The organism is Bacteroidota bacterium (genome assembly GCA_016722565.1).
Taxonomy (GTDB): Bacteria; Bacteroidota; Bacteroidia; order 2-12-FULL-35-15; family 2-12-FULL-35-15; genus 2-12-FULL-35-15.
Window position 1 is genome coordinate 243808 of sequence record JADKIU010000001.1, and the last position, 19765, is coordinate 263572.

18 protein-coding genes are annotated in these 19765 nt (G+C 33.6%); 9 read left to right on the plus strand and 9 right to left on the minus strand.

The genetic code is table 11. From position 1 onward, the window contains the following. The first annotated feature begins 116 nt into the window (after window positions 1-116). Complete coding sequence (locus IPP64_00920) at window positions 117-1034, plus strand: acyltransferase family protein (GenBank protein ID MBL0327996.1); 918 nt, start codon at window positions 117-119, stop codon at window positions 1032-1034. A 106-nt stretch (window positions 1035-1140) separates the two neighbouring features. On the opposite strand, the gene IPP64_00925 is transcribed toward IPP64_00920, so the two are convergent. Genes IPP64_00925 through IPP64_00950 form a run of 6 tightly spaced genes read right to left on the minus strand, consistent with a single transcriptional unit; the run spans window position 1141 to window position 7760 of the window. Beyond that, entirely contained in the window at window positions 1141-2511 is a 1371-nt protein-coding gene (locus IPP64_00925) for a radical SAM protein (GenBank protein MBL0327997.1), read from the minus strand. A gap of 4 nt (window positions 2512-2515) precedes the next feature. After that, on the minus strand, window positions 2516-3274 hold the full coding sequence (locus tag IPP64_00930) for a methyltransferase domain-containing protein (GenBank protein ID MBL0327998.1): 759 nt from the start codon (window positions 3272-3274) through the stop codon (window positions 2516-2518). Continuing rightward, complete coding sequence (locus IPP64_00935; GenBank protein MBL0327999.1) at window positions 3255-4724, minus strand: B12-binding domain-containing radical SAM protein; 1470 nt, start codon at window positions 4722-4724, stop codon at window positions 3255-3257. The genes IPP64_00930 and IPP64_00935 overlap by 20 nt, the downstream gene beginning before the upstream one ends. Then, window positions 4724-5680: a nucleotidyltransferase domain-containing protein gene (locus IPP64_00940; GenBank protein MBL0328000.1), complete on the minus strand. Its 957-nt coding sequence runs from the start codon at window positions 5678-5680 to the stop codon at window positions 4724-4726. The genes IPP64_00935 and IPP64_00940 overlap by 1 nt, the downstream gene beginning before the upstream one ends. After that, window positions 5641-6318 (minus strand): methyltransferase, encoded by a 678-nt coding sequence (locus tag IPP64_00945; protein MBL0328001.1) that lies wholly within the window; start codon window positions 6316-6318, stop codon window positions 5641-5643. The genes IPP64_00940 and IPP64_00945 overlap by 40 nt, the downstream gene beginning before the upstream one ends. Next, complete coding sequence (locus IPP64_00950) at window positions 6318-7760, minus strand: B12-binding domain-containing radical SAM protein (GenBank protein MBL0328002.1); 1443 nt, start codon at window positions 7758-7760, stop codon at window positions 6318-6320. The genes IPP64_00945 and IPP64_00950 overlap by 1 nt, the downstream gene beginning before the upstream one ends. A gap of 80 nt (window positions 7761-7840) precedes the next feature. Between IPP64_00950 and IPP64_00955 the strand changes: the two genes are divergently transcribed. Further along, complete coding sequence (locus IPP64_00955; protein ID MBL0328003.1) at window positions 7841-9157, plus strand: hypothetical protein; 1317 nt, start codon at window positions 7841-7843, stop codon at window positions 9155-9157. Next, complete coding sequence (locus IPP64_00960) at window positions 9158-10570, plus strand: MBOAT family protein (GenBank protein ID MBL0328004.1); 1413 nt, start codon at window positions 9158-9160, stop codon at window positions 10568-10570. Here the strand turns inward: IPP64_00960 and IPP64_00965 are convergent. From IPP64_00965 to IPP64_00975, 3 genes are all read right to left on the minus strand, one after another. Beyond that, on the minus strand, window positions 10555-11799 hold the full coding sequence (locus tag IPP64_00965) for an aryl-sulfate sulfotransferase (GenBank protein MBL0328005.1): 1245 nt from the start codon (window positions 11797-11799) through the stop codon (window positions 10555-10557). The two genes, IPP64_00960 and IPP64_00965, sit on opposite strands and share 16 nt — an antisense overlap. Before the next feature lie 147 nt (window positions 11800-11946). Further along, window positions 11947-13944 (minus strand): hypothetical protein, encoded by a 1998-nt coding sequence (locus IPP64_00970; GenBank protein MBL0328006.1) that lies wholly within the window; start codon window positions 13942-13944, stop codon window positions 11947-11949. A gap of 153 nt (window positions 13945-14097) precedes the next feature. Then, entirely contained in the window at window positions 14098-14973 is an 876-nt protein-coding gene (locus IPP64_00975) for a c-type cytochrome (protein MBL0328007.1), read from the minus strand. Window positions 14974-15069: 96 nt separating this feature from the next. On the opposite strand from IPP64_00975, the gene IPP64_00980 reads away from it, so the two are divergent. The 6 genes from IPP64_00980 to IPP64_01005 all read left to right on the plus strand — a co-directional run bounded on the left by IPP64_00980 (window position 15070) and on the right by IPP64_01005 (window position 19753). Further along, window positions 15070-16020: a hypothetical protein gene (locus tag IPP64_00980; protein ID MBL0328008.1), complete on the plus strand. Its 951-nt coding sequence runs from the start codon at window positions 15070-15072 to the stop codon at window positions 16018-16020. Beyond that, complete coding sequence (locus tag IPP64_00985) at window positions 16020-17498, plus strand: O-antigen ligase family protein (GenBank protein MBL0328009.1); 1479 nt, start codon at window positions 16020-16022, stop codon at window positions 17496-17498. The genes IPP64_00980 and IPP64_00985 overlap by 1 nt, the downstream gene beginning before the upstream one ends. Then, window positions 17491-18261 (plus strand): FkbM family methyltransferase, encoded by a 771-nt coding sequence (locus tag IPP64_00990; GenBank protein MBL0328010.1) that lies wholly within the window; start codon window positions 17491-17493, stop codon window positions 18259-18261. Before IPP64_00985 ends, IPP64_00990 begins: the two co-directional genes overlap by 8 nt. A 110-nt stretch (window positions 18262-18371) precedes the next feature. After that, entirely contained in the window at window positions 18372-18749 is a 378-nt protein-coding gene (locus tag IPP64_00995; protein ID MBL0328011.1) for an NADH-quinone oxidoreductase subunit A, read from the plus strand. A 2-nt stretch (window positions 18750-18751) separates the two neighbouring features. Further along, entirely contained in the window at window positions 18752-19150 is a 399-nt protein-coding gene (locus IPP64_01000) for a hypothetical protein (GenBank protein MBL0328012.1), read from the plus strand. Between the two features lie 42 nt (window positions 19151-19192). After that, window positions 19193-19753, plus strand: coding sequence for an NADH-quinone oxidoreductase subunit B (locus tag IPP64_01005; GenBank protein MBL0328013.1), 561 nt, complete (start codon window positions 19193-19195; stop codon window positions 19751-19753). The last annotated feature ends 12 nt before the right edge of the window (window positions 19754-19765 follow it).

Below are 19765 nucleotides of genomic sequence, written 5' to 3' on the forward strand. Positions count from 1 at the left end.
GGAATCGGTTTGTTAATGGTACTTATTGGGCATTCATTGCATTTTTTGAACCATTCTATCCAAAAATATATCGGATTTCACATTTTGTAATCAATGGAGTAGAATTGTTTTTTGCATTGAGCGGTTTTTTAATTGGTAGAATTATTATTAAAACGTTTATTCAAAATGGCTCATATACATTAAAAACATTTGCTGGTTTTATTAAAAGGAGATGGTACAAAACATTGCCGGTTTATTATCTTGCAATTTTCATTAATTACATTATCGGACATTTTATAACAGGTACTAGTTTTGATTTTAATTGGAAATATTTATTATTTATTCACACATTTTTCGAATCGAGCCATACGTTTTTTCCAATAAGCTATAGTTTGGCGATGGAAGAATGGTTTTATCTATTGTTTCCTTTGTTTTTTTTGGCAAGCATCTGGTTATTCAAAAAAAGAGAGCCATATTTAATTTTAGTTGGATTATGCATAGCATATATTATTTTATCCGTGACTATGCGCATGCAGATTTATTTAACCGATCATCCGCACTGGGATACTGTCATGAGAAAATCGTTACTAACACGAATAGATTGTAGTATTTATGGTGTTTTAATGGCATTGTTTTTTTATAAGAGTAAAGAATGGTTTATAAAGTATAGAAATTGGTTATTAATACTCGGATTGTTGCTTTATGCTATTTCCATATATTTTCGGATTTTATATCCGGAAGGCTTTTATTATAATGTTTTATATTTCACTTTTATTCCCTTCGCTTTCGCAGTATCTATCCCCTTTTTCTATTGTATTAAGAGGGGGTCTTATTTTGTTTTTACACTTTTTACTTTTTTAAGTTTAACCGCTTTTGCTTTTTATTTATTTCATCTGTCCCCAATCATGGAAGTGTTTTTAATGTTTACAAAAGATAGAACGCTTCCTTTTACGCTATTGGCATACGCGATATATTTAATAGTAACATTTTCAACTACCTCCCTTTGGTACCGTTATGTTGAAAAGCCAATAACGGAGCTGCGAGACAATTTTTAGTAAGGAATCGGACTGGCTGTTCTAAAGTAAAACTTAATTGTAGTTTAAAACAAATTTTTCAAGGGTAGATTATTGAACTCTTGTGTTTCTTAATAAGCTTTTGTTTTTATGAGTTTAATTGCATCAATAGTTTTGCAATTTGCCCTTTAGAGAAGTATTTAATTTTCTCAATGGGGTTTTTTGTTTTATGAACGTGAACACTATTATACACCCAACGAACTGCATATTCATAAAACTTCCTTGAATGTTGTCTTTTAAAATCAATATCTCTGTCAGTGCTTTCTGCCCAATTGTAATTGGTTGTGATTCTATCTTTTATTTCATCATATAATTTAGTTCCGGCTATCGGATAAGCGATAGTCACAGTATATTCATCTGGATTTGAAACTTTTAAATGAGTAATCGTTTTTTTTATATCATCAATTGTTTCTCCGGGATAGCCCAGCATTATAAATGTTCCTGCCTTTATTCCTTTTTTTTGTGAGAGTTGTATCATCTCTCTAACTTTATCAACACTTACCCTCCGATCCATAGCATCTATGATTTTTTGAGAACCGCTTTCTGCGCCAATCCATACCTTAAAACAGCCACTCTTTTTTAACAAATCAATTATTTCTTCATTCATTCTGTCCGCACGAGTGATAATTTCGTATTTAAATTTGAAATTTCTATTTTCAATTTCAGTAGCAAATTCTGTGAGCCATTTATGATTGATTGTAAAAACATCGTCCACAAACCATATCCTATCCGGATTGTATTCCTTGTAGATTGATTCTAATTCATCTATAACCAATGAAGCCTTTTTTCTTCTGTATGTGCCCCCATATACAGCCCTGCTACACCACTTGCATGTGTATGGACAGCCTCTCATGGTGCTCACCGAAATGGTGCTATAACCATGTCTGTTTTTCCATGCATTCAAGTATTGGTGAAGGTCTATTTTTTTTCTGTTTGGAGGGTTGAGGATATTAATGTCTTTTAATAATATTCTTTCATCATTCGTTTTTACCTTTCCATCAACTAATACAGCTGTTCCAGAAATTCCATCTGGAATGTTTTTAGATTTTGATAGATGTTGAATTGTTTCAAAAAAGGTTTCTTCTCCTTCGCCTATAACTAATACATCAGCTCCATGTGTAAGGAAGTTTTCGGCATGGTTTCTTACTTCTGGTCCTCCTAAAATGATTTTTGTGTGTTTTAGGGATGGGCTAGATTTTATTTCCTTTATGATTTTTAATACATTCAACTTCGTCATTAAGTTGGTGTATATGCCGATAACATCTGGGGAGAAACGAATTGTTTTATTTATGAATGTAGTATAATCAGAAAATGTGTTATCATAAACTTCGTGGTCTATTCCTTTTTGCTCTAGGTAAGAGGAGATACTTAAAATGCCAAGTGGCACATATGGCTTCATGATAAATTGCTCACGAACGTCTTCACTTAAAAAATAAGCATGTGTTAAAATTATTTTCATCCAATTATTTTTTCTTGAAAACGATGTAAAAGTGATCTGCTTTGTTTGCTAATTTTGTACTGTTTAAAAATAAATAATCTAAAGCAGATAAAATTTTAAATATCCATTTGTTTTTCACCATTTTTGATTCCATATAGGATGGCGGAACAAATAATCCGATAGGTTTTAGATGAACCATTTTAAAAAATGGATTAAAAATATCCTCTAGCTCATTTGGCGAATAGTAATAGGTTTTAAAACTGTTATTATCAATTGTAGCAATTGCAGTTTTTTGGTTTCTTCGTATTTCTTTACCTTTTAATTTGAAATAATATTTTTCCCATACACATTCGCTGCTAATAAAAACAAGTGCTAGAAGCCCGTTTTGATTAAGTTTTTTATTTGCAGCCTCTGAAAATGAGGTTAATTGGTTTTTATCAATACAGTTTAGTCCACCAAAGTTTGAAAAAACCATATCAAAGCTTCCTTCTAACGTATCAATTGCGGTTGCATCACATACTCTGAAGTCAATTTTATCGTTTTTACTCATTGCCACCTGAATCATTTGCGGTGAGATGTCTGTTGCAATAATTTTCTTTCCTTGATTATTGAAAATGATAGCATCTTCCCCTGTTCCACAATTTACTTCTAAGATCGAGGTTACGTTTTTTAGAATTGATTGCAAATGCTTATGAACAATGTTTCGTTGTGCTTTCCCAATTAGAGAATTGGTAAAGTGACGATCATATTCTTTTGCATAGTTTTTAAAGGCCTGCTGCAGCATCTGATTCTATCAACTTTAATTTTCGTTTCTCTTTTACTGCGCCAATATAGTAGTAAGGATATGCGATGATCCGTTTCAAATTTGTTTCTTTATAATTGCCTTTAAATAGTTTGCTAAGCATATCTAGAGATTGATGCTTTCGGTAAGACTTGTGTATTAGCCGATGTAATTGTTTGTAGAATTCGGGTTTATAGGTGTTGTGAAACATCAATGCCAACTCATCGCTATCGGTCCAGTTTGTTTTTGTTTTTAATTCCTGCTTTACCGATTCATAAAATTTGGTCCCGGGTAAAGGGTAGGAAACGGAAATACCAATATCGTTGGGTAATAAATTATTTACCATGTTAATGGTTAATTTAATGTCTTCTATTGTTTCTGTTGGATATCCAAATTGCAAAAAGAATGCAGGTTTGATAGAATGCTTTTTCAATAATCGAGTTGCTTCAAAAATCTGTTCTACTCGAATGCCTTTGTCCATGGCATCTAGAATTTTTTGGGAACCACTTTCGGCTCCCATCCAAACTACTTCACAGCCGGATTGGGCAAGTAATTCTATGGTGTTTTCTTCTAGTAATAAATCTGCTCTCGACTGAATTTTATATTTTATTTTTATCTTCTTGTCTCTAATTTCATTTGCGAATGATTTTAACCATCCTGGCTTTAATCCAAAAATATCATCTGCAAACCAAATGTGATCAAACTTAAATTTTTGTTGCAACAGTTCTATTTGAGCGACAATGCTTTCCGGAGAATGCGTGTTGTATCTATTACCATAAATCGGTTTTGCACACCAATTACACTTATACGGACATCCTCTTGTGGTTACCATGTTTATCGAAAAATAACCATTCTTGTTTTGCCACATTTTTTTGTACGGCTCAATATCGATAAGGTCCCACGCTGGCAGTGGTAGTTGATCTAAGTCTTTTAACACCGTTCTATTTGCTGTATTTACAACTTGGTTGTTTTCGAAGTAGGTAATTCCATTAATTTTATTTAATTCAATTGTCTCTTTCCCTGAAAGATAGTCTATTAGCTCCAAGAGCGTTTGCTCTGCTTCGCCTTTGATTATATAATCTGCTCCGTTTTTTAAATATTCTTCAACATGGTCTGTAGAATCACTGCTGGAAACAATTACTTTGCAATGATATGCTTTAGCGAATTGTTGCATTTTATATGCAGCGTTGCGCATATTTGTTAAGCACATTTTTGTTAAGTAGTTAAACCCATCGTCATAAATGACAAAAACATCCGGTTTAATTTTTTCTAAAGATTTATTTATCTCAGTCGGATCTGTTTCAAATTGGATATCATGTAAATACACATCATATCCCTTTTCACGTAAATAGGAAGCAGCATATATTGTTCCTAGAGGTGGATAGGGAGTCCCTGCATTGAATTGCTTCGAATCGAATTTTAAAAAATAAGAGTGTGTGAATAAAACTTTCATTAGATTTTGTGTGAATCAAATTTCAACATACGTTCTTCTAAGGCCAATAAAACTTTTTTCTGAAACCCCTGAGGATGATGTTTTGAAACATTTTTACGTGTTCGCATATTTAAATCAAAATCTGTTTCATTGAAGTGTGAAAACTTCTTCTTCCACCTTTTTAAAGTAATTTTAAAACAGAAATTATCTAGTTTTTCTCCAATTCTTCCATTCAGTATTTTTTCTGATAAAGCTTTTAATTTTGATCCGCTTTCAATAGGATAGCTTTTTTTAAAGTCGTGTTCTAAATTAGGCATACTATCTAACGCCCATTTGTTCTTGATTAAGAACTGATGAAACAGGCGTTCGTTATAGACAGGAATCAATGTTGAAATTTCAGTAACGGTGAAAAGATTCTTATCATGTATTTCTAAATGATCCGAATCAATAAAATAATTCACGCAAAAATACTTTCGGGAGTTAAATAAAAACACTTTCTTAAATAAAACAAGTAATGTTCTACTTAACCACAATCGACCGGGACGAGTAATGATAAAATAATCTACATCACCGTCTTTTGAAAGAACACCTTTTGAATAAGATCCTGAAATGCAAACACATTCGATAAATGGAAATTTACTAATAATTCTACTATACAACTTCACTTTCGATTCAATCGACTTTGCTCTTTTTTCATCTTCTTTTCGCTTCAAAATGTTTTGGGAGGAACTAAAGAATGGAATATAATAGCCTTCGATATTTTGTAATAAATGCTCTTCAACTAATTGGTCGACTGAAATTTTTAATGCTCCTGCATTATCAGGTTTATCAATGTATTTTTTGATCTCTTCAAGAGTAAGTGGGAAGTCAAAAATATCGAAATAGGAAATTGTTTTTAGAATAGACTTTTTGATTGGATCAAACGAATGAAAATACCCTAAAGTAGTTGTATGCGGTAAATGTAATTCGTTTCCCATAAAATTTGTTTTTGCTCTATCAGCAAAAGTTTCCATTGTTTATCCCTCGCAATATTTGCAATTCTTTTAATATCGCAATTGTCGGCTAAAACCATATAAATTTCGGAATTTTTATTGGTATAATCTTTTAATTGTGTAAAAAAGGTGATAAAAAACGCTCCGTTCTTTCCTGCATTCCAAGCAGCTTGTTCAACGGATGAATAATCACTAAAAAAATAGGGCGGATTTAACACGATGAAATCAAATTGTTGTGCTGGGACATTTGAAAATAAATCAGACTCAACTGCTGTTATTTTTTGAGATTTTAGATGTTTGCTATTCCTTTGAAGATTGAGCTGGATACCTCTAATGGCATTCGTGTTTATATCAAAACAGGTTACAATGGCGCCATTCTGTAGTGCAATAAAGCTGATGAGCCCGCTTCCAGCACAAGGTTCACAAAACGTTTTTCCAGTTACATTTAATTTTTCCACAAAGGAGGCTAGGTATTTACTACTGAAAAAGAAGTTGGGGTGAAATATTCCTTTTAGAATGAGTAACTCTAGGTTTTTATAATGAAATATCCTTTCCTTTTTCAAGTAGATGGAAAGAACAGGTTTTACAAACAGTGTAACAAGATATTTTAAAAGTTTTGACATTAAAAACCTTCTTTTTCTGGTTGCCGATACTTCCAGATTTTGTGCAATAATTTTATTTCGTAGGGGTATGCATATATTTTTGTATGATATCTTATCGCTGCAATCAGTTTAATCAAACGTTTTTGAAAGCGAGACAATCTTATATCTGTAGCAGTAGGAAAATATCCATTTAGAACCGTTTCAAAGCTTTTTATTTTATCAATCATATAGGGTTTTATCCAAGGTGTAAGTGGGTTTTTACGCAAATCAAAGTTTTCCCATTCCAAACTAACCCAATCTTCTAATTTTTCAGGGAAACGAAACCCTTTTTCTGTAATTTCTTTATATAATTCACTACCTTCTGTTGGTACAGGTGAATACACATAAATTATAATTTCCGTCAATGGATTTGCTTTCTTTACTTCACGGATAAAATCGATTTCCGCTAAAATATTCTTATAAACCGTTTGTTCTGTTTCTCCTGGAAAACCTAACACAAATGAATATTCGGGAATAATGTTGAATTTTCTCAACCGTGCAGCAAATGAAAGAATTTGCTCCCGAGTTTGAGTCCCTCCTTTATCCATCATTTTTAATAAATCGTTGTTTCCTGTTTCTGCACCAAAAAATATCATCTTGCATCCAGCATCGCTCATTAACTGAAGCGTTTCGTCTTGATATTTGTTGATTGTATCAATTCGCCCCTCGCCCCACCAGATCATCTTTTCACCTTTTATTGATGACGCAAATTCGATGACCCTTTTTTCAGAAACAAAAAAATTGTTATCATGGAATTCAATAGCTGTTCCATTATACTTGTTTTTAAGAAAGGTAATATCATTTACAATTCGATTAGCAGAGACACCCTTCCATCTTGCATTATAAATTGGCACAACTGCACAAAAGGAGCAAGTGAACGGGCAACCAAAGCTGCTGTGATACGCGATGGTTTTGTTCCCCAAATAGGTTTTACCCAGATAAACTGATAAAGGATAAAATGAATCTAATTTTTCGTAAGGCAACACCGGTAATGAATCCGGTTCATGTATCGGATCTTTTGCAGTAAAATGAATTTTCCCATCTTTTAAAAATATCAAATTGTTAATGGTATGATATGGTTCTTGCTTATCAATGGCGTCTAATAATAGTGGAAAACACTTATCCCCCATACCATTTACAATAAAATCAACATAACCACTTTTTAAAACAACATCGGGATGATTGGATGGGAAATAGCCTCCCCAAATAATTTTAACATTTGGGAATTGTTCTCTGATTTTTTTTGAAATTGGGATTGCTTGTTTTAATTGCGGACCAGGCATTACTGTGCAGCCAAAATAATCGATTTCTCCCGATTGCAAATAGCGCTCAATTTTTGGCCAAGGTTCTTTGTCTATATTACCATCTACAAATACCCATTTATAGTTCTTATCAATAGATGCTGCAATTTGCAGAATGCTCATTGGGATACGAGGCTTGTGTTGTGTTGCTAAAGGATTAAAAAATAGTATGGACACAGAGTAACCTTATTTTATTATTTTTGATGAAGATAACAAGAATACTTCAAATGGGGCGTAGAGTATTAATTTTTTTGATTCTCCTGTTTTTATTTTCATTCCTCTTTCAAGGGCTACTACCATTTGTAAAAATTGGGAAACTTAATGGTTCATTTAAAATTGCCCCCAAACCTATTTTTGCATGTGACTCTATTTTATCTGGAAATTACCAAACGGCAACTACAAAATGGGTGAATGAGAATTTTGGATTCAGAAATACGCTCGTTCGGTTGCATAACCAATTGGGTTATTGGATGTATCACAGGTCATATACCAATAACGTAACAATTGGCAAAGAAGAATATTTATTTGATATAAAATATATTAACGCTTATACAGGTGCCGATTTTATTGGTGAACAAAAGTTACGTGATAAAGTTGTGTTGGTTAAAAAGTTTCAAGATTCACTAAAAAATCACGGGATTGAATTTTTATTTGTTATTGCTCCCGGTAAGGCCTCTTTTTTCAATGAATATATTCCAGACAAATACCTTGTCAATAAACACGAAGGTAATTATGAAACAATTGTTAAGCTATTCAAGGAATATAATATCAATCACATTGATTTTAGAAAATTATTTGATGAATTAAAACCCAAAACCCAATATCCACTCTTCCCGAAATGTGGTATTCATTGGAGTACGTATGGTGCAGCTCTTGCTGCGGATTCAATTATTAAAAGAATAGAAAAGCTTACAGAAACTCCTTTGCCTCACATGATATTTGATTCGGTTAAAGTTACTAATGAATTAAATACAGTTGATCAGGATGTTGGAAAGGGTATGAATCTTTTATGGAATATTGAAAACATACCAATGGCTTATCCTTCCATATCGTATACAAAAGTCGAAAAGAAAATTAAATTATTAACTATCGCAGATAGTTATAATTGGACAATGCCAGTCTATGAAATGAGTGACAATGTTTTCAAAAGATATTCCTACATCTACTATAATAAAATGCTTTATGCCAATATTCGAAATGAACCATATAGTGAAGAATATATAAACAGAGCAAGGTTATTATTAGGTCAAGATGTTATAATGGTTCTCAGCACAGATGCTAACCTTGCAGAATTTGGTTGGAATTTTTTCGAAGGAAGTTATTTCGGCCTTTTCGAATTGAGAAGTAGAGCTGGAATGAAAATTCCTTTACCTATTGCAACAATTATGAACGATATTCGATTTGATTCCGTAATGTTTTATAAGGCAAAATTAAAAGCAAAAGAATTAAAGGTGCCTGCTGATTCGGTTATATACATGGATGCATTATTACAATATCAACGCGATAAAAAAAAAGAATAAATGGACTTTAACAGTAGCATTTTCTTAGTTTGGTTTTTGCCGGTTTTTATAGCGCTTTATCTTTTGGCAAAAGATAAATTCAGGAATGGGTATTTATTATTGGTTAGTATTTTGGTATATGCATGGGCAGAGCCTAAATTCATTATTGTGTTATTGATTACAACATGCTTTGATTTTTATTTAGTAAAATTAATGCATCAACAAAAAAGGAAGATTGCTAAAAAAGCATTTCTTCTGTTATCAATCCTTATAAATGTTGGGCTTCTAGTTTATTTTAAATATTCAAACTTTTTTATAGGTACAATCAATGAGTTGTTTGGATCGACACTACCGCTGTTGGATTTACTATTACCGCTTGGAATATCATTTTATACTTTTGAAACAATCACTTATGTGGTTGATGTGTATCGTGGAGTTTGTTCACCTCAAAACAAGTTGAACAACTATTTATTGTATATATTTTTCTTTCCGAAAATGGTGGCTGGCCCTATTGTTCGTTATGTGGAGATGGAGACACAGCTCTTTAACAACGTTTCGGAGGAAAAACTTGATAATTTGTTAAATGGGTTTTATAGATTTTGTTTAGGACTAGCCAAAAAAGTATTGATAGCAAATCAATTAGCACTATATGGTGTTGACAAAATATTTTACGCTGATCCAAATACACTTAATGGTTTCACGGCATGGGTTGGAATCATTGGTTATACCATGCAAATTTATTTTGATTTTTCTGCATACTCAGACATGGCTATTGGGTTGTCGAAAATGGTTGGGTTCCGCATTCCTGAGAATTTTAACTCCCCTTATTTGTCAGCGAGTTTCAATGAGTTTTGGAAAAGATGGCACATTACTCTTGGTGAGTGGCTGAAAAATTATTTATATATCCCACTCGGTGGCAATCGTGGAAATTCTTGGAAAATTTATTTTAATCTATGGTTGGTATTTATTATCTCTGGACTTTGGCACAAAGGATCTTGGTCATTAATTATTTGGGGCGCTTTTCACGGGACGATAATCGTTTTGGAGCGCCTGTTTTCAAAAATGAAAACCTGGACGGCCCCAACTGGATTAAGAATTAGTTTCACTTTTTTTCTTGTAGCAATCGGATTTGTTTTGTTTAGAAGTGATAATTTATCTAAAGCAATAGATTTTTACAATGCAATGCTTTTTACTAATTCGAATGTAGATATGGAATTAAGAAACGAGCTTTGGTTTCCACTTGGGCTTGCCATTGTTTTTTCATTTAGTAACCATTTTAGTTTTGGAAAAAAATTGCAAGAATTTTATTATGGAAATTCCACTAATATTTCAAGGCATATCTTTTTAACAATATTCAGCCTTGTCCTTTTTGTATTAGCCCTCAGTTATACTACAAGTGTTGGTTTTACCCCATTCATTTATTTCCGATTTTGATTAGACGGAGCAGAATTTTGTAACCGACTTAATTGTTCTTTTGTTACAATAATTAATTTTGAACTTATCCACCCACCATCTCCATAAGGCACGTAAACATAATACTTGCCAGGTTGGGTTATCTCTATTTCTTGACTATTCAATCCGTTGGACCAACTATATCCGGAGTGCGGCTTAGTTACTTTTAAATAATATCGGCCGTTTTTTATTTTGGCTTTAACTAGTGGTTGGTGAATAGTAAAAGGAAGTTGTGAATAATGAAACGCTCTGTATGAGCCCACTGTATCAGAAAACGAAAGTGAAATCACTTTCTCTTTGGTAATCTTAATTTCTTCAAATGTTAAATTGGGTGTTCCATTTGCAATTTTTCCATAGTTTATGAGTGTGTTCCCATTTGGTAGACGTTGCATATTGCCGGTTGCTTCGCTTATTATTTTTTGCTCATTTTCGAATGACCAAACAAGGCGAACCGTCATCTTTTTTTCATCTATTGCATATTCCAATGCACGGGCGTTATGTTTTGCTTCTTCTTTTCCATATCCATTGTCAAATACTGTCAGGTTACCATTTTTCATTATTCTTGCATCATGTTGACCAAGAAAAGGAATAGAATCATTTTCAAAAAGAAATTGATTTTTTTTTCCACCCATTCTCCAGACTAATTTACCTGTTGAAACATCTACTTTGATTATTTCATTTGAATACCTTGCCGACAGATAAATATTTCCATTTATATCTTTTTCAACTGAATTGAAATGTGTTACATCTAGCGTGGTGGTGTCGTTTAAATAAAGCTCATCTGCATCTTGTATTTTGAAATACGGCTCAGAATCCCATTGATACAAGAGTTTTTTATTTTTATCTAATTCTTGAACAACGCCATATTTTAATTTTGCATGCCTGCTTCCAGGCATTTTCTTTTGCATAAATATTCGGTAGCTACTTAGATCTTCTGTTCTGCTTTTAGTTCCAATTAGCAAGTAGTGTCCATTAGGAAGAATAAGAAAGTCATGGTTATCTGTTTCTATCCCATTTACACAACCCACGGAGTCTACAATTTCGAAATTGGAATTCATTATCATGAATTTATTTCCACCAAAATAGGACATCATTCCATTCGGATGCATTTTAAAGTCGGATGCTTTTTGGGTAATTCGATAGTAAAGTGTATGACCTTTTCCGTCAAGAATCATTTTTTGCCCCATTCCTGGAGCATCTCTCTTTCTCATTTTATATGTAAATAAGAAAAAATAGCCTTTGCTTTGAACACTATCATAGATGGTTACATCATATTTTAGTAGATCACTTTGGCCGTAAAGACGCGAGAAACACAGGAATGTAACCGATAAAAAAAGGATAATTTTTGATTTCAAACCTTATTTGTTTTTTTTATAAAATTGGAATAAATAAACATATTCAGCGTCAATAAACTGTGTATTGAACCTTGCAACATCTAGTAGGTTTCCTGAATCATCAACACAAACAATATTAAATCCACCATCATTAATGCTATATTCTTTTCCATCTATTTTAATGGATGCACTGTTTTTGCCATCAGAAGAGGCAGAAATTTTATGGTCGCCAATATCAGTTTCTAATTTTGCTCCTTTATTTTGCCCTAATGATTCAGTCATTATTTTTCCTTTGTAAAGATGGGCAACAAAACCTTGTTCATTTTTTAATTTGAAAATGTTGGAGTGCATCTTTGTGAAACATTCTCCAGTTTGTGGAGATATTTTTTTGAATAAATTATATTTTGTAGACAAAAAAACGTGTTCCATTTTATGTTTTTCTAGGTAATCTCCAAGGTTTTTTAATGATGGTTGAACCATCACAAAATTACTATCACTGCTAAAACTCTTTAATAGCCCTGGTGTAATATAAAAAGTGTCAACCTCTGTTTTAAGAAGCTGGTCAAGATTACAGAATAGACGGATTTTTGTGTAGGGTGCGATGGTGTTTAAATTCTTTCCAGTAGTGCAAGCAAGTGGGCTATCGTTTTCAAATAGAACGCAGTCGCCCTTTCTTAATTTTAAAACAGAACGACTTAATTGTTGATTCAAAGCAAATTCACTTTTTTTAATTTGATTCGAAACAGAATCGGCAGAAAACTGCGGGTATTGAAAATTCCAGATGTAATAATCTATATGGTCATCTATTGCTGGATGATCATTCCATTTATAAGTTTGAATATCTGTTGCTCCTTTTATTGTATGAATAAATATTCCTGGAATCGATAGCAGAAAAAAAAGTGTTAAGATAAGTTTTGACGCTAACGCATGCTTCGACTTTTCAAAACTAATAATGAACATGATAAACAAAGGAATTAATGCATCGGAAAAAAGCCGTGGCCCATAACTCCAACCTCCCCACCAATTGGGTTGACGAGCTAACATAAATGTGTGTATTACAAACCAGATAAGGCTGATCATGTATAGAGGATGTTTCCGAGCTTCTTTGACGAAGACACCATAAAACGAAAGTAACAATACCGGAGTAAAAAGGAATAACCCTCTTGCCGGACTGAATAAGATGGCTAAGAAATTTTCAGAAAGTGGAGTGGTAGATTTTTTATGCATCCAGAATAATGGATGATAATAAGCAGGAACAACGATGTTAAAATGAGTAATTGCATAAATTCCAAATGGAATGTATAGTATGAAAATTGTTAAGACATATTGCTTAAGTGCATGTCTGTTAATTTTGAATAACCAAAATCCCACAATAAAAAAAACGATCAGAGAAGAAGGCCTGCACAGCCAAGCAGAGTAAAGGTAAAACCCAAGTAAAATGCCATTTATATTTTTAGGATCAGTATAATTTTTAGCTAATAGATTAAAGGCAAGTAACAGGAAAATTATTTCAAAATTGAAACTCCATAAGGCCATTCCTATTGTACTCGAAACAGTTGACCCTACGCAAATTAAAAAGGAAAAGAGAAGGGCATATATAAAGGAAACAAATTTAGATGCAAGAAAGAATAGAAGAATGAATATTATTACAACACAACCGGAAGCAATGTTGGATTGCCACAAAGCATCATCTGATTTGTTTGTGAAATCGTACCCCAGAATGCGTGCAACCCCAACAATGGGTAAACATACCAATGAAGTGCCAAGAGGATAAAAATAATATACCTTCTGTTCTTTCTCCCAGTAAGAGTATTTCCAATCTCCATCTGCAAAATCGGAAGGGGTCGTTTTTATAAAATAGCGATATAGATTGGTTGTTCCATTTTCTAAGATCGACTGCGAGGTAAGTAACGTGAGTTGTGGATCAGAGGTTGTATAATTTCGAAAACTATTTTTTGAATTCCAAAATAAAACAATAATACAGCAAAGAATTATAAGAGGAGCATAGATTTTATTTTTCATTTATCCCCTAGAATTTTGCAGGTAGCCCTTTGTTCTTTCTCCAATCAACCATTGGCTGGTATGGCCCGAATTTGTGCTGGCTTTCAGGGAAACTATCAATATAGGGGCCTTGACCATAATCCAGTGGTTTTGTTTCTTTATTGGGATAGCTCGTTAAATCATTATCATGAGGACGCACACGTGAATCTGATCATCATTAATGAATGCCGCAACATCAAAAGACTCTTCAATGGTTAAAACAGGTTTGTTGTAAGAAGCTTTGTTGAATGGCATATTGCAATAGATAAAGGTTGCCGCTTTTACTACTCGATGCATACTGCTTCCTGGTTTGTAGCTTTTTAAACCCCATAATGGAGGATATTCGTAGCAAATGTTGTTGGTCTTCATTTTTCCTTCACCATTTTCACCATGGCATGATTGGCAATCTCTCATATACACAAGTTTCCCCTTTTCTACATCTGCGGCCCTTTTCGGGAATTCAATTTTGAGAGGACTATCTCCTAAAACATGTTGATTAACCGGCACACCTTGTCCTAGCCATTTAATATAACATATTATCGCTGTCATCTCTTTGCTGTCTAATGGAAGTGGTTTCCCATTGTGCGGTCGTTCAATACAGTTATTAACGCGTTCTGATAAGGATAGAATTTTATTTTCTCGAGCCCTATATTGAGGATATCGGGCATGTGTACTTGAAAAATTAAAACCATATAGTCTAGTTCCTCCATCGAGATGACAGTTGGTGCAATTCATTTTGTTGCCAAGGTTTTTGCTTACAATCCCTTCTGGCCCGATGTAGTATGCTGTATTTAAAATTAATTTTCTGCCATATTTTACCGCTGCTCCAAATTCATCATCTGGGATTGTAAGGGTATCTGGTGCAGTCCATTCAAGTTGGTGGGTATCTTTTTTTGGAATATTTTCTGAAATTAAATTATTTTCTTTGGCGGTCAAATCTTCCTTTGAAATAGTAGTATTACAAGCCGATTCGAGAATAATAAAAATAAAAAAAGCACCGAAATATTTCATATTATTCCAATAGATAAGTGCTCCAAATGTAATAAAAAACTTGAATTATTTATTACTACAACAAAATGATTACTTTTGGTGAAAAGGAATATAACGATGAATATTTTTGAAGAAAAAACAGGTATTAGCCCACTCGCTAAAGTTTATATTAAGAATTGGAAAATTATTTTCTATACCGTATTGGGTTGTACGTTGCTCGCTACAATCGCATCGTTTATGCTAACTCCTAGATATTCAGCAAAAACATCCTTTTTTATACCATACAATATTTCGTACGATTTAGCAATTGAAAATCCCCAATTTGGATATGATATTGAAGCAGATCGATTACTGCAAATAATCAATTCAGAACAATTACGCGATTCTGTTGACCGTAAATTCAACCTCGTTAATTATTATAAAATTGATACGGCTGATTTTGAATGGAGAGATTTATTGTCAGAAAAATATAAAAGAAGGATAGTTGCAAATCGAACAAATGTGATGTCAATTGTAATTGAAGCAGAAACACATGATCCCTATTTTTCAAAAGAAATAGTCGCATATATTTTAGAGTTAACTCAAAAGATGAGAGAACGGATGTTGAAAACAAACAGTGAATTAGCTGTTGAAGCCTTCAAAAATCAATATCTTAATAAGCAAGCTGAAGTTGATTCCATAGATAGTAGAATTATAAAATTGAGAAAAGATAACAATGCAAATCCTATTGCATTAGTAAACAATCAATTTATTTGGGGTAATGGAACATCCCAAAAAGTAAATCCAGAAGTTGCTGTTGAATTGGAAATACTAACTCAAAAACATATAAATGAAGCGGCTCGTTTGAACGATTTAAAAGGCAAGTATGAAAATGCTTTAAATTTGGCCATGCGGCCAATCCCCCAATTTTATATGCTTGATAAGCCCACTCCAATATTTAAAAAGGTTTTTCCTTTGATTGGATTTAATATTACAATCGCATTTTTGGGCTCTTTGTTTTTCATGATGGTTGGATTTTATCTGCAATATGTGGTGAAATCAATTAAACAATATTCTTCACACCCCTAGTGACTAAAATCAAAAATAGTTATTTCGGCATCTATCTCTCGGTACTTGCCTTCTTGCTTTGCGCACTCTCTGTTTATAGCGTAATGGCTTCTAACTATCTTCTTATTTATAGTGTCTTTTTCATTTCTTTTGCCGCCTTGGTTGTTGGATATTTTGTTGTAAAAAAACAAAATCTGTATAAAATGCTTTTCTTTTTTATTCCACTTTCTGTTTCGGTGGATGTTGTCGGTGAATCGCAAATGCAACTTCCAACAGAACCACTAATTGGGATGTTGACGATATTAACTTTGTTTTATTGGATTAAACTCAAAGACGAACTATCAGCATTGTTTAAAAACCCGATTGTAATTATTCTATTTATTGAACTTGCTTGGATGGTCATTTGTTCACTTATGAGTGAGCTAAAAGTTGTTTCTTTTAAATATACGCTTGTACGTTTTAGTTATATCATAACGTTTTTTCTCCTTGGTTTTTTCTGGGTAAAATATGAAATGAAACCATATTTATTTTACCTTATTTATGCGGTCGGAATGATACTCCCGATAATTAATGGATTTATTTTTCATTCCAAATTGGATTTTACGCAAAAAACAGCATATATAATGCCTCAACCGTTTTTTAACGACCACACCGTTTATGGGGCTTGTATTGCATTTTTGATCCCGGCATTGCTTATATTAATTTTTAGTGGCAAGGCACTTGTCCCCAATCCATTTATTCGCTTTTTAATCTTGCTATTGCTACTGTTGTTCTTCGTTGCAGAGTACTTTTCCTTTTCGCGAGCTGCTTGGTTAAGTCTCGCTTGTGCATTGGTTTTTTATATCCTTATTCAATTGAAAATTACTGCAAAAGCGTTCATTTTTTCTTTAATAGTAGTCAGTGTTTTAGCTATTTTGAATTTCGATTTTATTTTGAATAAGTTGGGAGACAATAGCGCAATTAGTAACAAAGAAGATCTCAGCCAGCAAGTACTTTCAATAACAAATGTCAAAACAGATATCAGCAATAAAGAAAGAGTCAATCGATGGAAATGTGCAATTAGAATGGGAAATGCCAAACCCGTATTTGGCTTTGGCCCCCGTACGTATAAGTTTTTTTATGGAACGTTTCAGGCCAGTGAAGATCTAACTTATACAAGCACTTATCGTGGCAATAAAGGACACTCACATTCTGATTATTTAGCTTATTTGGCAGAATCGGGATATTTGGGTTTTGCAATTCATATACTGCTGTATCTGGTTGTTCTTTATTCTGGCATAAATGCAATACAAAACACACATTCATTCCAAAATCGCTCGTTTGCATTAATGGCAATATTGGGCCTTCTGACGTATTTTGTTCATGGGATATTTAATGGATTTATGGATGATGAAAAAATGGCATCTCTTGTTTATATCAGTATGGCCGTAGTTGTTTATGTTATTGAACAAGAAAAGAAACAAAAAAACATCGCTCAACAAGCCGTTACAAATGCCTGAGATTAACCTTTCACCTATAGTTGTATTTGATGTTGGTGCCCGCAGCGGATTTGGTTTGCTTAATAACTTGTCTTCTAAATTAGATGTTTATTGCTTTGAGCCGGAACCAACTTCCTTCCAGGAATTACAAACTTTTTACGCAGAACACAATCCATTTAATACGATACAACTCTTGAATATTGCTCTTTGCAATACGAATGGTGAGGCGACACTCCATCTAACTAAACACCTGGATATGTGCTCCTTACTTGAGCCGGATGTTGAACAGTTTAAAAGAGAATTTCAGCAAGTACCCAATAGCCAAAATTGGTTTGATAGCCTAATGCTGCTGGAAAAAATCAACGTCAAAACGGAACGGATTGATGACTTTGCTTTAAAAAACAAAATATCCAATATTGATTTCCTGAAGATTGATACACAAGGCACAGAACTTGAAGTTTTAAAAGGCGCAGAGCATTATTTGACTTCAAAAAAAATTAGTGTTATCAAAGTGGAGGCCTCACTAGCGAATATGTATAAAAATCAAGCATTTTTTAAGGATGTGGATGCCTTTCTTAGGGAAAAGGGGTACATTTTTTTGGACTTGATTTTCCCACAAAAAAACAATAAAAAATGGTGGCAAAAAGTTTTAAAATTAGATAAGAAAAATCAAGCCCCAATTGGTGATGCATATTATATTTTGGATTTTGAAAATCAACAAAATGAAAGTAAATCTCCGCAAAAGAGAAAGGGCGTTGTTAATCATCCAAAATCTTGGAATTAAATCAAGACGTTTATACTAAAATTTAGTATAAAACGATAAATTTGTCCGCAAAATTTGGGTTATTTCAAAAGAAATACCTAAAATTGAGGTCGAAAAGAAAAACTATTTATATGCTTTTATCTGTACAAAGTACTCCCGCTGATTTTCTTCCTATCGCATTGATGTTTGTTGTCGCTCTTGGGTTTGTAATATTCATGCTGTTTCTTACACACCAACTGGGCCCCAAGAAGAAATCTAAAATTAAATCCGATACATTTGAGTGTGGTATTGAAGTTCAAGGGAACGCCCGTTTACCATTCTCTATCAAATATTTTTTGGTGGCCATCCTCTTCGTTCTGTTTGATGTGGAGGTTATTTTTATGTACCCTTGGGCGGTAAACTTTAAAGAATTGGGATTAACCGGATTTGTTGAAATGCTCACCTTTGTAGGCTTTTTATTGGTTGGATTCTACTACATCATCAAAAAAGGCGCATTAAAGTGGGAATAAAAATGAAAAGAATCGTAAGTGTTTTGTTCCTTGTTTTCGTTTTTGTTCAGTCTGGGCAAGCTCAGAATTCAAAGCCGGTATTTTCATTTTGTGGGAAAACGGGTGATGTTACAATGACGTGGGATGAATTTATGGCTTGCAAAAAAGAATTGGTTACAATCGATAAAAATGTATCCATCAGCTCTTTTATTTTAACCATTAAAAAAGCCGGTAAAAAGGATTACGAATTTGTTGAATTTCCTGCCAAAGGAAACACCTTTACAAAAGGGGCAATGGATGCGATTGAAAAATTGCACAAAGAAAAAAAATTGGGAGATAAATTGGAAATTACCAATGTAGAGGTTGTTCAAAGCGGTAAAGCTGCGAAGCAAATACCCGGAATGGTGATCACCTTGAACTAAAATAATTTATAGCAGCGAAAAGCAGCTTTTAAAAAGAAATAAATGAGTACGAAAGAAAAATCAAAAGTAGCGTTAGATGCAGATGCGCCTCCGGGCATTGAAGGACCGGGATTTTTTGCAACACGTATCGATAAAGTTGTCGGTATGGCACGTGCAAATTCATTGTGGCCATTGCCATTTGCAACGTCTTGTTGTGGAATTGAATTTATGGCTACCATGGCTTCCACCTACGATTTAGGTCGCTTTGGTGCTGAACGTTTGAGTTTCTCTCCGCGTCAAGCAGATTTACTGATGGTGATGGGAACCATCTCTAAAAAAATGGCTCCTGTATTGCGCCAAGTATACGAACAAATGGCTGAACCGAAATGGGTTTTATCAATGGGTGCTTGTGCTTCCAGTGGTGGAATTTTTGATACCTACAGCGTACTTCAAGGAATTGATAGAGTAATCCCTGTGGATGTTTACATTCCGGGATGCCCTCCGCGTCCGGAGCAAGTGTTGGACGGAATCCTGCAAATCCAAAAATTGGTTGAGTCGGAATCAATCAGACGTAGAGATACACCAGAATACAAAGCGCTGTTGAATAAATACGGAATGGAGTAGTTAAGTCAAAAG

Coding starts and splice junctions, on each gene's coding strand:
- IPP64_00930 (MBL0327998.1), bottom strand. CDS start 3,274: ATGCTGCAGCAGGCCTTTAAAAACTATGCAAAAGAATATGATCGTCAC.
- IPP64_00955 (MBL0328003.1), top strand. CDS start 7,841: ATGAAGATAACAAGAATACTTCAAATGGGGCGTAGAGTATTAATTTTT.
- IPP64_00975 (MBL0328007.1), bottom strand. CDS start 14,973: ATGAAATATTTCGGTGCTTTTTTTATTTTTATTATTCTCGAATCGGCT.
- IPP64_00935 (MBL0327999.1), bottom strand. CDS start 4,724: ATGAAAGTTTTATTCACACACTCTTATTTTTTAAAATTCGATTCGAAG.
- IPP64_00990 (MBL0328010.1), top strand. CDS start 17,491: ATGCCTGAGATTAACCTTTCACCTATAGTTGTATTTGATGTTGGTGCC.
- IPP64_01005 (MBL0328013.1), top strand. CDS start 19,193: ATGAGTACGAAAGAAAAATCAAAAGTAGCGTTAGATGCAGATGCGCCT.
- IPP64_00970 (MBL0328006.1), bottom strand. CDS start 13,944: ATGAAAAATAAAATCTATGCTCCTCTTATAATTCTTTGCTGTATTATT.
- IPP64_00965 (MBL0328005.1), bottom strand. CDS start 11,799: ATGAGAAAGAGAGATGCTCCAGGAATGGGGCAAAAAATGATTCTTGAC.
- IPP64_00960 (MBL0328004.1), top strand. CDS start 9,158: ATGGACTTTAACAGTAGCATTTTCTTAGTTTGGTTTTTGCCGGTTTTT.
- IPP64_00925 (MBL0327997.1), bottom strand. CDS start 2,511: ATGAAAATAATTTTAACACATGCTTATTTTTTAAGTGAAGACGTTCGT.
- IPP64_00950 (MBL0328002.1), bottom strand. CDS start 7,760: ATGAGCATTCTGCAAATTGCAGCATCTATTGATAAGAACTATAAATGG.
- IPP64_00940 (MBL0328000.1), bottom strand. CDS start 5,680: ATGGGAAACGAATTACATTTACCGCATACAACTACTTTAGGGTATTTT.
- IPP64_00980 (MBL0328008.1), top strand. CDS start 15,070: ATGAATATTTTTGAAGAAAAAACAGGTATTAGCCCACTCGCTAAAGTT.
- IPP64_01000 (MBL0328012.1), top strand. CDS start 18,752: ATGAAAAGAATCGTAAGTGTTTTGTTCCTTGTTTTCGTTTTTGTTCAG.
- IPP64_00995 (MBL0328011.1), top strand. CDS start 18,372: ATGCTTTTATCTGTACAAAGTACTCCCGCTGATTTTCTTCCTATCGCA.
- IPP64_00945 (MBL0328001.1), bottom strand. CDS start 6,318: ATGTCAAAACTTTTAAAATATCTTGTTACACTGTTTGTAAAACCTGTT.